Genomic DNA, 15,034 nt, shown 5'->3' on the forward strand with positions numbered 1-15,034 from the left:
GTCTGACGCGCCCTCATCGATGGTCCAGGGCCGACCGGCCGGACAGTCCCCCTTCCCGGGGGTGTCACGCGTCGGCGCGCCGGTGTCCTTCCGGCTCAGCCCGTGCGGCCACCCGTATCTCTTCCCGCACCGTCACACCGGTGCACGAACCGGCGCTCTCAGGCCGCCAGGGGATTCAGGATCAGTGGATCGATCCGGCCCTCCAGCATGGCACCGAGACCCTCTACGGCGCACATGTCGGGCCGCTCCGCGATGTGTACCGGGACGCCGGTCGCCTTGCGCAGCATCTGGTCGAGGCCGGGCAGCAGGGCGGATCCGCCGACCATCATGATCCCGCGGTCGGCGAGATCGGCCACCAGGTCGGGCGGGCACTCGCGCAGTACCTTCCCGATCCCGTCCAGGACGGCCATCAGCGGGGTCTGGATGGCGTAGCGCACGGCGGCGGTGTCGACCCGCACGCTGCGGGGGAGCCCGGTGGCCACGTCCCGCCCGTGGATCTCCGTCGAGGCCGGCCCGTCCGAGAAGAGCCCGTTGCCGGACAAGGCGAGCTGCAGCGGCCGTACGGCCTGGCTGGGCAGCAGCAGCGCGTGCTTGTGCCGCAGGTGCTGCACGATCGCATGGTCCACGGCCTCCCCGCCGACCGGCATCCGCGCGGCGGTGACGATGGAGCCGAGGGAGAGCACCGCGACCTGTGTGGCCGCCGCCCCGCACACCAGGATCATGGTGGCCTCGGGCCGCTCCACGGGCAGCCCGCACCCCACGGCGGCCGCGATGAGCGTGTCCACCAGCTCCACCCGCCGCGCGCCCAGCCCGACCAGCGTCTCGATCGTCGCCCGCTGGGCCAGCGGATCCGCGTCGTGCGGGGTGCTGGCCGCCGCGCGCAGCCGGGGCTTGCGGCGCAGCGTCCGGCGGATCTTGTCGCCGAGCAGGTGCCGCAGCATGCGCTGGCCCATCTCGATGTCGACCACCGTGCCACCGGCGATGGGCCGTACGACCCTGATGTAGTCCGGCGTCTTCCCCGTCATCTGCGCCGCGAACTCGCCCACCGCGATGAGCGAGCCGGTCCGCGTGTTCACGGCCGCGACGGAGGGCTGGTCGACGACCAGACCGGCACCCTTCACATAGACCCGGGTGCGGGCCGCGCCCAGGTCGACAGCGAAGTGGCAGCGGCGCAACTGGTCAAGGCTGACGGTCACGGCAGATCCTTCCGAGTGCGCGGTCCTTGCGGCCGGATGGCGGCTTCTTTCGCATCCTCCGGGGGATTCCGATGGCGCGCCTGCGGGAGGGGGCCGGGCGGGGCGCGGCTGAATGGGGGGTTTCAGAGGGAGCGCGCGGCATCCAGGAGAGGTTCGAGGGAGGATACGGTGACCGTGCTGCCTTCCTCGCGCAGGCGTCGGCGCCCGGTTGCGGTGGGGGCGTAGCCGACGAAGGGGAGGCCGAGCTGCTGGGCGGCGGTGAGTTCGGCGATCGAGGAGCTGATCAGGACGGCTGCGGCGGGCGGCGTGTCCAGGGCGCGCAGCAGGCAGTCGGGGTGGGGCATCAGCAGGCCGAGGTCGTCGCGGCGGCCGTGGGTGCCCATGAGGGGCAGGCGATAGGGCTCCAGGTAGCGGCGTGTGGCCTGGGCGGACACGTCCGTCACCACGCTGACGCGACGGCCGGAACCATGCAGGGCGCGGACGAACGCGACGGAACGGTGCGTCGTGGGCGCGTCGGGCACGGCACCCAGTTCGAGGTCGTCCAGGCGTGCCCGCAGCAGGGGGCCGAGCGGGTCGTGGGCGAAGGCGCGCAGCAGGTCCAGCGGATGCACGAACGCCTCCCGTCCGGCGGCGCCCGTGGGGGCCGGTGGCCGACCCCCGAGCGCGTCCTGCGGATCGCGGTGCTCGGCGACGACGGAGAGCAGGTCGAGAGCGGCCTCGCGTGCCGTCTGCGCCGAGAACAGCCGAGCGAGGGGACCGTCGAAGCCGATCAGCACGGTTTCGGCGCCGGCGAGCACGGCCGACAGCCGACCGTGCGACGGAGCCGACTGCGCCGGCAGCGGCGCGGGCGCCCCTTCCGGGGCCAGGCGCACGGCATACGACACGGACAGCCCCGGCACCGGCCAGGTACGCACACCTTCGTTCACCGCCCGCTGGGCAGCACCCGCGCGGCGCAGCGGATGACGGCGGGTGATGCGGACCGCCGCGTCGCGCAGATGCTCCAGCAGCAGCCCGGAGACGCCGGTGGTCCCGCCACGGACGAAGGCGACCGGATCGTCGACGTGCCAGGACAGCTCCACCGCCGCGGTGAACGCGCCCTTGCCGGAGCTGGGCAGGGACACCGTGTGGAGGGCTTGGTGCGGGGTGAGGTCGACCGAGTAGTACGTCTGCGGACGAGGCGGGCGCGTCCCGTACGGCTGGACCGGGTTGAGCAGCGCGAGCGGGCCGTCGGGCCCCGTGTGGACGACGGCCGTGCGGCCCGGGGTGGGGATGCCCAGCTCATGCAGGTCGCGCGTGATGAAGGGGCCCTGCACCAGCTCGCGTTCCGCGCGCGCCTGCTCCGACGGCGCCAGCGCGCAGGACCAGGCGATGGGCGCGAGGTCCGGGTCGCTGCCCCGGTACAGCGGCTCGAAAATCTGGGGCCTCTGGGCGGCGGAGCTTTCCGTGAACTCCCCGTAGAGGGTCGGGGAGACGACGACCGTGACGTCGGCGGCCGGGCGCCCGGGCGGCTCCGGCAGGTCCGCCGGTACAGAGGGGTGCTCCCAGAGCAGCACCTGGAGGCGCGGCCGGTTCGCCAGCCCTGCGAGGGTCTCGCGGAGCCCGCGGAGGATCGCTACCAGCACCGGCAGCAGATAGGCGTCGGGTTCGGTGTGGACGTGGTAGCCGTTGGGGAGGACCTTCGTCTCGTACTGGTGGGGGGCGAGTGAGCCTCGGGAGAGGAGCTCGTGGACCGCGTACTCCAGGGTGATGCGTGCTTCCGGGTGGCCGGTCAGGCCCGGGGTCAGGAAGGCGATCGTGGGGCGGAGCCGCTGCTGCGGCGAGGCTCGGTCGAGCCCGGAGCGGAGCGAACGGAGCGTGGCACGAAGGGTGTCGAGGTCGTCCCGGGCCCCCCGGGCGGCCGGCCCCGGAATGCCGGCGAGCGCCTCGCCACGCCACAGCTCAAGGGCTTCCTGGGCCAGTTCGCCGCTGCGTGCCAGGTCTCCGGCGGTCCGGGACCGCTCGGCCTCGGCGGCCAGGCGGCGGACGCGGAAGACATCGACGTCGTCGGAGTCGGACAGGCGGTCGAGACGCAGGGCGTATCCGCCCTCGACGGTCACGGTGTCCGGCCCGAGAAGGTGGCGCAGGCGGTCGAGATACGTGTCCAGGAGATCACGTGAGCCGTGACGACCGAGGGAACCCCAGAGCCCGGTGGCCAGCTCCTCGTGCGTGGCGGGCTCGCCCTGGCGGAGCAACAGCGTGCACAGCAGGGCTTGCTCGGCGGGCTGGTCGATGACGAGGGGCACACCGTCCCGGGTGACGCGGAGGGGGCCCAGGAGGGAGAAGCCGAGGGTGCGCTCCCGAAGCGGAGGCAGCCGGCCGGCCTGCCCGGCGGAATCGGACAGCCGCCGCAGGCTGTCCTGGCTGACCGTCGCGAAGGCCTCGCCGTCCACGTGGGTGCCGGTGCCGGACGGCGCCGCTGTCGAGGCCCGGAACTCGCCGGGCGCCCGCCCGGCTCGTCTGTCGATCAGTTCGCCGATGCGGTCCAGGAGTTCGGTGGTGCGATGGCGGGCGGTGCGCGGCAGGCTGAGCAGGAGAAGGTCCCGTACGCCGTCCCGGAAGGCGTAGGAGCCGGGCGGGCCGCCCGGTACGGTGGCGAGCATGCCGCTGAGGATGACCTCGGCCAGGTGCTGGGGGCGCGGATCCGGTTCGAGGGCGGCCTGCAGCAGGCGCATGACGGGCAGGTCGGGGCGGCCCACCGCGAGATGACCGGCCAGCCGGAACGCTTCGGGGGAGGCGCTGGCGCGAAACCGCAGGACCAGCTCCTCGGCGGACAGCAGGCCGACATCCATACGATGGTCGGCCCGGGCCGGCAGGGGGCGGCCCAACCCGGCGACCGCGGCGGGGAATTCGGTCCCGCCGGGTGCCGCGAGCAGCGCGGCCCAATGCGCCAGCCACTGCGGCTCGCACTCCAGCACGGGGAGAGGGACGGTCCCGTCGGTGCCGGGGCGACACGTCGGTTCGTACGGCGCTGTGGCGTCGTAGGACCCGGGGTGATGCTGCTCCTGCTGTCCGTACGGGGTGAAGGTGAGCGTCGCCGTGGCGGCCACAGGGTGCGGGGCCGACAGACGGCCGGGCGTCGTCGGCAGGGCCGTGTCCCGCCACAGGTGTTCCGGGAGGGGCTGTACGACGGCCAGGGGCATCCGGCGCGCCCAGCGGAGCAGGGTGTCGTACCAGAGGGTGCCGGCGTGGCCCTCGCGCCACTGCGGGCCCATGCAGTCGCTGATCAGGAGGGTGATGGTGCGGCCGTCGGCGGGGGCCTGCGCGTCGGGACCGCGCACGGTGCCGTCGGGGGCGGCGCGGTACAGGTCGACCGTGCGGAAGACGCCCGCCTGGGCGAGCGCCGTGTGCAGTGCGCGGATCAAGGGGCGCCAGACGGGCATCGTCGGCCCGGTGTCGTACACCAGGTTCAGCCGCAGCCAGCGCTCCCGGGCCGGACGCAGGACCGGCAGCCAGAACTCGGGGTCCGCGCCGAGGCGGGCGATGCGGTCGGCCGTCGCACGCTCGTCCAGGTGGTGACCGGAGGGGGCGTCGGTACGGCGTTTGAGGGGGCGGAGGGCGCGCTGCAGCCCCAGCGGGTGGCGGAGCATCGGGGGTGCGGGTGCCAGGAGGGAGGCGTGCGCGCCGGGGGCGGAGGGGGCGGGGGACGGCAGGTGCAGCGGGGTGCGGGGTGCCTTTCGGGGTGGTGCCGGGGTGGGATCAGGTGTCGGCGGGGCGGCCGGGGGTTCCCCCTGCCGGGGCCCGAGCTGCTCCGGCGGCGCCTGAGGTGCGGGCGCCGCGGACCGCGCGGCCGGGGTGCGTCGCTGCTCGTCGCCGGGGTCCATCTGCCGTGCCAGCCACAGTACTTCGGCCAGCTCCAGCGGGGTGGGGCGCACGCCGCCGGACGCCTCGGCCAGTACGTCGGCCAGGCGGGCGAGCGGGTCCGGGGAGCCGGTGGGGGTCCCCTCGCGCGAGCGGAGCCGAGCGTGGGGGAGGTCAGAAGGCATCGGGGCGCTGGGTGTCGCCGAGGTACGGCATGAGCTGTTCCGCCAGGTCGTTCAGGGAGTCCGCCGACAGGTCGGAGGAGCGGGCCAGGTAGATCGCGTTGAGCAACTGGTCGGTGGCCAGGTCGCCGCCGCCCACTCGGGACAGGAACCGGTCGATCAGCTCCTGCGCGTAGCCGTCGGGTTCGCCGCCGAAATGGGCGCGGACGATGTCGGCGAGGTGGGAGTCGTCGGGCTGGCGCAGCCGCAGGGTGACGCAGCGGCGCAGGAAGGCGGGCGGGAACTCGCGCTCGCCGTTGCTGGTGAGGACGACGAAGGGGAAGGCCCGGCAGCGGACCCGGCCGTGTTCGACGGGGACGCGTTCGTGGGTGCCGTCCACCATGACCTCGGCCTGTGGGCCCTGGTCGCCGGACCCGGACGACCGGACCAGCTCGGGGATCTCGTACTGGCCCTCCTCCAGGACGTTCAGCAGGTCGTTGGGCAGGTCCAGGTCGCTCTTGTCGATCTCGTCGATGAGCAGGGCGCGGGGACGGGCGTAGGGGAGGAGCGCGGTGCCGAGAGGGCCGAGGCGCAGATGGTCCTCGATGCCGGATTCGGGCGCGGTGGTGCCGGGGGTCCCGGCAGCCGCCGCCTGGCGGGCCGCGTACAGGCGGGCGAGGGGGTCGTACCGGTAGAGGCCGTCGTGCAGGGTGCTGCGGCTGGTGATGTTCCAGCGCAGCACCGGGCCGAGCCTCAGCTCGCGGGCCACCGCGTAGGCCAGGGAGGACTTGCCGGTGCCGGGCGGGCCGGTGACGAGGAGGGGGCGGCGCAGGTAGAGGGCCGCGTTGACCAGGTGGACCGTCTGCGGGGTGGCCCGGTACGTCTCGGCGCGGTGGGCGCGGTCGGGGGAGGTGGCCGCGGTGTCGGCGTCATCGGCGGGCGTGTCCAGCACGGGGCCGCCGTCGAAGGCCCGCCAGGGCGGGGGAGCGGGCAGCGCGGTGATGCCGTCGTGCGGCTCCTTCGTGCCGGTGTAGACGGGCCACAGGGGCATGGGTTCCCTCTTTGTCGGTGCTGTTCAGGCGACGGGGGTGTGCAGGCTGGCCGGGGGATCGGGGAAGCAGCGCGGGTCGTCCCACAGGAGCTGGACGTCCCGGGCCCAGTGCCGGTCCGGGTCGTCGCAGGCCTCCACCTCCTCCCGCAACGCCTGGACGAGACGGGGCAGTTCGGCGGGCGAGGCGCCACGGATGTACGGGAGGAGTCCGTCGAGGAAGGCGGTACCTGCGCAGGGCGTGCCATGGTCGGTGCCGGGGCAGCCCGTGCGCGGCCAGAGGAGGACCGGGACCGGGGTGTTCAGGCCCGCCTCGAAGTGGTCCGGCGCGGCGTCGGGCGGGGTGGCGTAGACCGCCAGCTCGGCCTCCTTGTCCCGGAGCCGCTTGCGCAGATGGGCCGGGCGCTCCCGGCTGCCGCAGTCCACGCTGTGCAGGGCCGGGGGCGTGAGTCCGCTCCCCGACTTCTGCCATTTCTTGCTCAGCTGGTGACGCAGCCGGGCACTGCGGTGGCGGGACCGGTCCGCGACGACCAGGGGGTGGGCGCAGCCCAGGGGGGTGGAATCGTCGGGGCCGCACTCCCACCCGGCCACCGGCTCGTTCAGCCACTCACGCGGCAGGACGAAGGTGATCAACTCGTCGGCTCCGGGGGCGAGATGGGTGAACGCCTCGTCCACGCGCTCCTGGACGTAGGCCCGCACGCGGGCGCGGGGCAGCCGGAGCGCGCCCACGGGCCGGCGCAGTCCGTCGCGGTACGCGGACACCTCGACCGTGACCTGGTCGGCGCCGGCGCCGCTACGGTCGAGCTCGACCAGGATGGGGGACCAGGAGACGGCAGCGGAGACAGGCGGCGCGGACAGCAGCTCCTCCAGCCGGTCGGCTAACCGTGTCAGCGCGTCCGGGTCCGCGACCTCCCAGTGCACGTACGCGGCCGCCGCCCGCAGTGAGTCGAAGCCCTCCGGGGGCAGCGGCGGGCCGAAGGGGCCCACGGCGTCCCGGTACAGCCGGTTCGGGTCGCAGTCGAGACCGGCTCCCGCGGCCCGCCGCACCAGCCCGTACAGCCGTCGCGCCGCGTCGGGGGCGTCGCCGTGGGCCGGCACCAGCTCACCGAGTCCGGGCCAGTGGCGGGCCAGCACCTCGGTGGGCAGCATCCGGGCGACCCGTACGCCGTGCTCGCCGGCCACCTGCGCGACCATGCCGACCACCCGGCCGTCCGGGAGGGTGGCCGCGGCCCCGCTGAAGCCGTGCGTCAGCGGCTGCCCGTGCGCCGTGACGGCCTCCAGCTGCACCCATTCGTCGGCGATCCGGGTGGCGGACACGGCCCGGTACTCGGCCAGCTGCCCCTCGTCGTACCCTTCCGGGAATCCGTAGGCGACCAACACCTCGGAGGCGAGGCCGAGTTCACCGCCAGGCGGCGCGAACCGGGCCGCGCTCAGCGGCACTTCCCCGGCCAGTTCGAGTACGGCGAGGTCACCCGGGTCGGTGACGCCGCCCGCCCAGCCGCCGCGCACCGACACGACCGCCGGCAGCACGCCGAGGTCCGGGCGGTTGGGGAACGACACGGTCAGCAACCCCGGCTCGCTGTCCCGCACCACATGAGCACAGGTCAGCACGGTACGAGGAGCCACCAGAAAACCCGCCCCCGCGACCGCACCCCCGGACTCGATCCGGGCGTGCCAGGCGTCGCCGCTCATGACGGGGAGGTCGGCTCCGGAGCCGCGTCGTCCCCGGCAGCCGGTCTCGTGTCCTTCGACGACCAGCTCAGCTTGACGACCAACTGCCCCTCCGCCGCCCCCTTGGCGATGACCGCCCCGGCCTCCGCGCTCAGCTTCACCCCGAACTCCAGCTCCACGGAGTCGGGCCGCAGGCTGCCGTCCCGGAAGACATGCAGCGCGGAGTGGGCCGCCGCGCGCACTCCGTCCAGGGCGCCCTCGAAGGTGCGGGCGGCCTGCGCCGCCGGGCCGCCCTCGCCCCGGGAGACGAGCCGGGTCCCGGCCGTGCCGTCCACGGCCTCCACCATGACGACGGCGCCGTCCTGCGTGGTGAACTCCATCAGCTTGTTCACGGCGCCTTCCCCCCGGGTTCTTGATCCACGACCAACTCCATTGTTACGGACGGGGAGCGGGGCTGTCCCCGGTTCGACCTCTGCCGCGTGCCACCGCTGGCGGGAAACCGCCAGGACGCCTTCCCGCCACCACCGGCCAACACCCTTGCAACACCCGGCACATGACACTCGTCCCAGCACGCGACGTGCTCGGCGCACCGTCGTACCCGGACGAGAAGAGGCGTGGATGACCAGAGGACCAGTCAGCCGCGGGGCGGCCCTGTTGTCGGCGGGGCTGGTGATCGCCCTGTTGCCGGGCGGCCCGGCGACCGCGCGGCAGGCCGTCACAGCGGACCGGCGCACCCCGGGCGCCGCCACCACCGTCACCCTCGTCACCGGCGACGAGGTGACCGTCACCGACCTCGCGCGGGGGCGGAAGACGGTCACCGTGCAGCGGCCACGGGGCGCCGCCGGCGCGGTGCGGACACAGGTGAGCCACGGCGACATCACCGTCGTACCGGACGAGGCGCTGCCCTATCTGCGGGCCGGCACCCTGGACCGGCGGCTGTTCGACGTGAGCGGGCTGATCCGGCAGGGGCTCACTGACGCCAAGGCGGACGCGCTGCCCCTGATCGTGACCTACGGGAAGGGCAGCCGTGCGGTCACCCCGGCCGGTGCCGAGCGGACCCGGGCGCTGCCGAGCCTCGGCGGGGCCGCCGTCGAGGCGGAACGGGGGCGTACCTTCTGGCGGTCCTTCACACAGCACCGGAGTGTCGGCAAGGTCTGGCTCGACGGGCGGGTCAAGGCCGACATGGCCGAAAGCAACGCGCAGATCGGCACGCAGGCCGCCTGGGACGCGGGGCTCACCGGCAAGGGCGTCACGGTCGCCGTCCTCGACACCGGCGTCGATCTGAGCCACCCCGACCTGACGGACCGGGTCACGGCCACCAAGAGCTTCATCGAGGGGCAGGAGGTCGCCGACCGCAACGGCCACGGCACGCACGTCACCTCCACCGTCGGCGGCAGCGGCACCGCCTCCGACGGCAAGGAGAAGGGCGTCGCGCCCGACGCCGCCCTCGCGGTCGGCAAGGTGCTCAGCGACCAGGGCTCGGGCAGCGAGTCCCAGATCATCGCGGGCATGGAGTGGGCGGCACGGGACGTGCACGCCCGGGTGATCTCCATGAGCCTCGGCTCCACCGAGGCAAGCGACGGCACCGATCCCATGGCCCGGGCCGTCGACACCCTCTCCGAGGAGACCGGCGCCCTCTTCGTCGTCGCCGCCGGCAACACCGGCTCCCGCTCCTCCATCGGCTCGCCCGGCGCCGCCGACGCGGCCCTCACCGTCGGCGCGGTCGACTCCGCCGACCAGGCCGCATACTTCACCAGCGCCGGGCCCCGGTACGGCGACAACGCCCTGAAGCCGGACATCTCGGCGCCCGGCGTCGACATCCTCGCGGCCCGCTCCCAGCTCGTCTCCGGCAGCGGCTACTACACCTCCATGAGCGGTACGTCCATGGCGACCCCACACGTCGCCGGAGCGGCCGCCCTGCTCGCCCAGGCCCACCCCGACTGGACCGGCGCGCAGTTGAAGGACGCGCTGATGTCCACATCGAGGCAACTCGACGCCTCCGCGTACCTGCTGGGCGCGGGACGGGTGAGCGTCCCCGACGCCGTGCAGGCCGACATCACCGCCACCGGCAGCGCCGACCTCGGCTTCTACAGCTGGCCGTACGAGGACGACCAGCCGGTCACCCGCACCCTCACCTATCGCAACGCGTCCGACGAGGACATGCAGCTGAAGCTCTCCGTGCAGGGCGGCCCGGAAGGTGTCGCCACCCTCGCCGACTCCGCCCTCACCGTCCCCGCGCACGGCACCGCGTCCACCACCGTCACCGGTGACGGGGCGAAGGCGCCGGTCGGGGAGAGCAGCGGGCAGATCGTGGCCTCCGGGCCGGCCGGCACGCCGGTCGCGCACACCGCGTTCGGGCTGGTCAAGGAGGAGGAGCGGTACACGCTCACCGTCCGCGTCAAGGACCGCGACGGCGCGCCCACCGCCGCCGACCTCGTCGTGCAGCGGCTCGCCGCGGGCGAGGACGCCCAGCCCGCGCACGTCGGCGACTCCGGCACCCTGAAGCTCCGCCTGACGCCGGGCACGTACAGCCTGTCCTCCTTCCTCGACGTGCGCGGCAGCCACGGCACCGACTCGCTCGGCCTCGGCTTCCTCGCCGCCCCCCAGATCACCCTCGACCGGGATCGTGAAGTCACCCTCGACGGACGGTCGTTGCGCCAGATCAAGGCGGACGTCGACCGGCGCACCGAGACCCGTCAGCTGCTCATGGAGTACGACCGGAAGGCGAACGGCGCCGACCTGTTCGGCGCGGTCCAGGTGCCGCTGACCTACGACAGCATCTTCGCCGCGCCCACCGAGAAGGTCACCCGGGGCGGCTTCGAGTACCGGACCGTGTGGCGGCTCGCCAAGCCGCTGCTGGAGGTCAAGGGGGTCGGCGAGGCGACCGTACAGGCGGGCGGCACGCCGATCGAGGGGCGGACGAAGCTGCCGCTGGTCGACGTGGGCGACGGGCCGTTCACCGGGGTCGCGGGCAAGGCGGTGCTCGCGCACCTCGCCGACGACGCCGACCCGGGCGCGCTGGCCCAGGCCGCCCAGGACGCGGGCGCCAAGGCCCTGTTCGTCACGGACGACGCGCCCGGCCGGCTGATGGCCTGGTGGGGCACGGACGACAACGCCGACCGGCCGCTGCAGATCGCCACGGTGAGCAAGGCGGACGCGGCCCGGCTGCGGTCGGCCAAGAAGGCCGACATGACCGGCACCCGCAACTCGCCCTACGTGTACGACCTGTCGGAGGGGCACCGGGGCGCGATCCCGGACCGGGACCTCACCTACGCTCCCTCCGGACGTCAGCTCGCCGCCGTGCACGTCAGGTTCCACGCGGCCGAACCGGTGAGCGGCGGCGAGTTCCGGTACTCGATCACCGACACCTTCCCGATCGGTCTCGGCTTCCAGCAGCGCGTGGACCTGCCCCTGGAGCGCACCGACTACGTGTCCACCGGCCCCGGCCAGCTGTGGCACGAGTCCGTCACCGTCCGCGACGGCGCCCTGGAGGAACGCAGCGGACTGGTGCGCTACGACGGCGGAACCCGGCCGGAACTGAACTGGTTCCGTCCCGTGTGGCACCCGTGGCTGGGCACCGGGCTGGGCTGGGGCCAGCAACGCGCGGGGAACCAGATCCAGTTGAACACCCCCGGCTGGGGCGACTCCGGGCCCGACCACACCGGCTTCGGCGATGTGTGGAGCGACGGCAGCGGGACGAGCCAGACCACCGCCGTCTACCTGGACGGCACGCTGGTCGACCGGCGCACCAGCTCCGGCGTCTACGTCTGGGACGCACCCGCCGACGAGCACACCTACAAGGTGGTCACCGACACCGCGCTGGACGCCGGTCACTGGCAGCCCGCCACCGAGGGCCACACCGAGTGGACCTTCCGGTCGGCGGCCACCCCGGAGGACCGCTGGACCTATCTGCCGCTGATCAACCTCGCCTTCGACGTCGACACCGACCTCGCCGGCCGGATCCGCGGCGGACAGCGGATACCGGTCGGGCTCGGCGCCGAGTACGTCGCGGACGCGGCCGGCACCGGAACCCTCGGCGGCGCGAAGCTGGAGGTCTCGTACGACGACGGCACGACCTGGCGGACGGTCCACCTGACCGCCGGCCGGGGCGCCTCCTGGCACGGCACGCTGACCGTGCCCCGCGCTGCCGCCCATGTCTCCCTGCGGGCATCGGCCCACGACGACAAGGGCGGCTCGGTGACCCAGGAGATCATCCGGGCGGTGGCCGTGAAGTGACTCAGGGCCGGGGCTGGTCCGGGGCGCCGACGATGCCCCGGACCACCCCCAGCTCCACCAGGTCCTGCGGCCGGATGCGCAGCTGCCCCGCGGTCGCCTCCACCTCCTCGGGCGGGCGCTTGAGGATCGCCGCCGCGAGTTCCGGGGCGATCACCGAGAAGTAACTGTCCGGCGTGGCCCAGGTGTTGCCGGGCGCGGCCAGCGCCAGCGCCCCGCCGGAGCCGCCCTCGCCGATCACCAGCGTGGTGATCGGCACCCGGGCGGCGGCCACGGCCCCGAACACCTCGGCGATCGCGGCCCCGGCTCCCTGCCGCTCGGCCTCGGCGTCATTGGCCGCACCCGGCGTGTCCACCAGCGTCAGCACCGGAAGGTCGAGCCGGTCGGCGAGCCGGATCAGCCGGGCCGCGGTGCGATAGCCCGCGGGCCTGGTCGCCGCCCCGGTCTGTGCCGCGTACGCCACGGCACGGCCGTCCCGCTCGCCGAACCCGCACAGCATGCCGTCGGGGTCCCGGCCGCCGCAGCGGTCCCCGCTGAGGGAGAGCCTGCGGGTGAAATAGGCGTCCAAGTAGGCCTGTGCACGCGGTCGTTCGGGGGAGCGGGCGCGGCGGACGGCCTCCCAGCCGGTGGCGGGGAGGACGAGCGTGCCCAGGGCGTGCGGTGCGGGGGCCTCCTGCGCCGGTGTGGTGAGCAGCCGCAGCCACCACCCGAGCGTCTCCCGCAGTTCCTCCGGCCGGACCACCGCGTCCGCCGACCCCGCCGCCACCTGCGCCTGAGCCGTGTAGGCGGAGGGATCCGCGTCCGGGGGCCGGACCCGGGAACCTGCGAAGCCCACCTGCGCGCCCGGGAGCGCCAGGATCACATCCGCCCCGGCGCCGAGGGTGGCCCAGCCGCCGCCGGTCGTGGGGTCCCGCAGGACCGCGATCTGCGGCAGGCCCGACTCCCGGGTGAGCGCCGACTCGCGGGCCACGCGCTGGAGTTGGGTGAGTGCCAGCATGCCCTCCTGCATCCGGCTGCCGCCGGTGGCGACCAGCGGCACGACCGGGAGCCGGTGCGCCCGGGCGTGCCGGTACGCGGCCTCCAGACGGTCGCCGGTGCGCTCGCCCAGGGAGCCGCCGAGGAAGCCGAACTCGAACGCGATCAGCACGGCCCGGGTGCCCCCGACGCTCGCGGTGCCGCAGACGACGGACTCCTCCTCACCGGTGCGCCCGGTGGCACGCGCGCGCGAGGCGTCGTATCCCTGCCAGCCGAGGGGGCCGTCGGCCTTCGGGGTCCTTATCCTGCCGGGGAGTTCGCCGAAGGTCCCCTCGTCCGCGACCAGCGTCAGGATCTCCCGTGCCGACAGCCGCTCAGGCATCGGCCACCAGCGCCCGCTTCATGATCTTCCCCATGTCGTTGCGGGGCAGCGCGTCCAGGTGGCGGACCACGCGCGGCCGCTTGTGCGGGGCCAGCCGCGCGGCAACGTGATCGGCCAACTCCTCGGCGGCCGGCGGCGACTGCGGGTCCACGGGGACGATCCACGCCACGATCCGCTCGCCCAGGTCCGCGTCCGGTTCCCCGGTGACCGCCGCCTCCCGCACCCCCGGATGCTCCAGCAGCGCGTTCTCGATCTCGCCCGCCCCGATCTTGTAACCGCCGCTCTTGATCAGGTCGGTGGCCTTGCGGCCGACGATGCGGACATAGCCGTCGCTCTCGCGCACCGCCATGTCGCCGGTGCGGAACCAGCCGTCGGCGGTGAAGGCGGCGGCGGTCGCGTCGGGCCGGTTGAGGTACTCGGTGAACAGGTTCGGGCCGCGGACCTGGATCTCGCCGACGGTCTCCCCGTCGTACCCGGCAAGCTCCGTGCCGTCCTCCTCCACCAGCCGCAGCTCGACCCCCGGCAGCGGCAGGCCGACGGTCCCCGCGCGTGCCTCGCCGTCCGCCCGCACGCTGGTGTTCATCAGGGTCTCGGTCATGCCGTAGCGCTCGATCACCCGTCGGCCGGTGGCCGCCGCGATCCGCTCGTGGTCGTGCACGGGCAGCGCGGCCGAGCCGGAGACCAGCAGCCGGGCTCCGGCCAGGGCCTTGGCCAGCTCCCGGTCGCGCGGCAGGGCCTCGGCGATGCGGTGGTACATCGTCGGCACCCCGAAGAGCATGGTCGCGCCGTCGTTCAGCTCCCGGGTCACGCCCTGGGTGTCGAACCTCCCCAGGTGCCGCACGGAGCCGCCGCGCCGCAGCGGGCCGAGGATGCCCAGCACGAGCCCGTGCACATGGAACAGGGGCAGCCCGTGCACCAGCACGTCGTCCCCGGTCCACTGCCAGGCGTCGGCGAGCGCGTCCAGGGTCGTGGCCAGGGCCCGGCGCGGGATGACCGCGCCCTTGGGCGGGCCGGTGGTGCCGGAGGTGTAGACGATCAGCGCCGGGTCGGTGTCGCAGGCCCGCTCCTCGGGGACCGTGCCGGTGCCGGACGTGTCCACGTCGAGCCGCTCCAGGCCGTCGAGGACGGGCGGCAGTGCGGCGCCCGGTGCGGCGAGCACGAGGGACGGCACACTGTCGGACAGGATGTGCGCCAGCTCCTTCTCGCCCGACTTCGGGTTCAGCGGCACCGCCGCCACCTCGGCGAGCAGCGCACCCGTCACCGCCACGGCGGTCTCCAGCTCCGGGGTCGCCCACACGGCCACCCGGCCGGCCCCGCGGATCCGCTCGGCGAGCGCACCCGCGGCGCCGGCGAGTCCGCCGTACGTCAACGACCGTTCGCCGAACCGCAGCGCGACCCTCCCCCAGACTTCGTCCGGGGGGACCCCCATCTCGCTGCGCTCGCCGGGACCGTCCGCCAGGGCGGGAAAGAGAGAGGACACGCGGCGTACTCCTTGGCTGTCGGAAAAGCTGTCGGGGAACGACAGCACAAT

8 protein-coding genes are annotated in these 15,034 nt (G+C 74.2%); 1 reads left to right on the top strand and 7 read right to left on the bottom strand.

Features of this window, described 5'->3' with window-relative positions; translation table 11 throughout:
* Nucleotides 1-158: 158 nt before the first annotated feature.
* From ACIRU3_RS24460 to ACIRU3_RS24480, 5 genes are all read right to left on the bottom strand, one after another.
* The gene (locus ACIRU3_RS24460; protein WP_404059847.1) at nucleotides 159-1,196 is read right to left on the bottom strand and encodes a rod shape-determining protein; all 1,038 of its coding nucleotides are present in this window, start codon (nucleotides 1,194-1,196) and stop codon (nucleotides 159-161) included.
* A gap of 122 nt (nucleotides 1,197-1,318) precedes the next feature.
* The gene (locus tag ACIRU3_RS24465) at nucleotides 1,319-5,218 is read right to left on the bottom strand and encodes an SAV_2336 N-terminal domain-related protein (RefSeq protein ID WP_404059850.1); all 3,900 of its coding nucleotides are present in this window, start codon (nucleotides 5,216-5,218) and stop codon (nucleotides 1,319-1,321) included.
* Entirely contained in the window at nucleotides 5,208-6,245 is a 1,038-nt protein-coding gene (locus ACIRU3_RS24470) for an AAA family ATPase (RefSeq protein ID WP_404059852.1), read from the bottom strand. Before ACIRU3_RS24470 ends, ACIRU3_RS24465 begins: the two co-directional genes overlap by 11 nt.
* Before the next feature lie 24 nt (nucleotides 6,246-6,269).
* Nucleotides 6,270-7,934 (bottom strand): trypsin-like peptidase domain-containing protein, encoded by a 1,665-nt coding sequence (locus ACIRU3_RS24475; RefSeq protein ID WP_404059855.1) that lies wholly within the window; start codon nucleotides 7,932-7,934, stop codon nucleotides 6,270-6,272.
* Nucleotides 7,931-8,305, bottom strand: a complete 375-nt coding sequence (locus tag ACIRU3_RS24480) for a CU044_2847 family protein (RefSeq protein ID WP_404059858.1) — start codon at nucleotides 8,303-8,305, stop codon at nucleotides 7,931-7,933. The genes ACIRU3_RS24475 and ACIRU3_RS24480 overlap by 4 nt, the downstream gene beginning before the upstream one ends.
* A 226-nt stretch (nucleotides 8,306-8,531) precedes the next feature.
* Here ACIRU3_RS24480 and ACIRU3_RS24485 point away from each other — a divergent pair, with 226 nt between their 5' ends.
* Complete coding sequence (locus tag ACIRU3_RS24485; protein ID WP_404059860.1) at nucleotides 8,532-12,149, top strand: S8 family serine peptidase; 3,618 nt, start codon at nucleotides 8,532-8,534, stop codon at nucleotides 12,147-12,149.
* Nucleotide 12,150: 1 nt separating this feature from the next.
* Here ACIRU3_RS24485 and ACIRU3_RS24490 read toward each other — a convergent pair whose 3' ends face one another.
* Complete coding sequence (locus tag ACIRU3_RS24490) at nucleotides 12,151-13,503, bottom strand: carboxyl transferase domain-containing protein (protein ID WP_404059862.1); 1,353 nt, start codon at nucleotides 13,501-13,503, stop codon at nucleotides 12,151-12,153.
* The gene (locus ACIRU3_RS24495) at nucleotides 13,496-14,983 is read right to left on the bottom strand and encodes an acyl-CoA synthetase (protein WP_404059865.1); all 1,488 of its coding nucleotides are present in this window, start codon (nucleotides 14,981-14,983) and stop codon (nucleotides 13,496-13,498) included. The genes ACIRU3_RS24490 and ACIRU3_RS24495 overlap by 8 nt, the downstream gene beginning before the upstream one ends.
* Between the last annotated feature and the right edge of the window lie 51 nt (nucleotides 14,984-15,034).

It is taken from the genome of Streptomyces sp. NPDC101151 (assembly GCF_044768335.1).
In the GTDB taxonomy this organism is placed as follows: domain Bacteria; phylum Actinomycetota; class Actinomycetes; order Streptomycetales; family Streptomycetaceae; genus Streptomyces.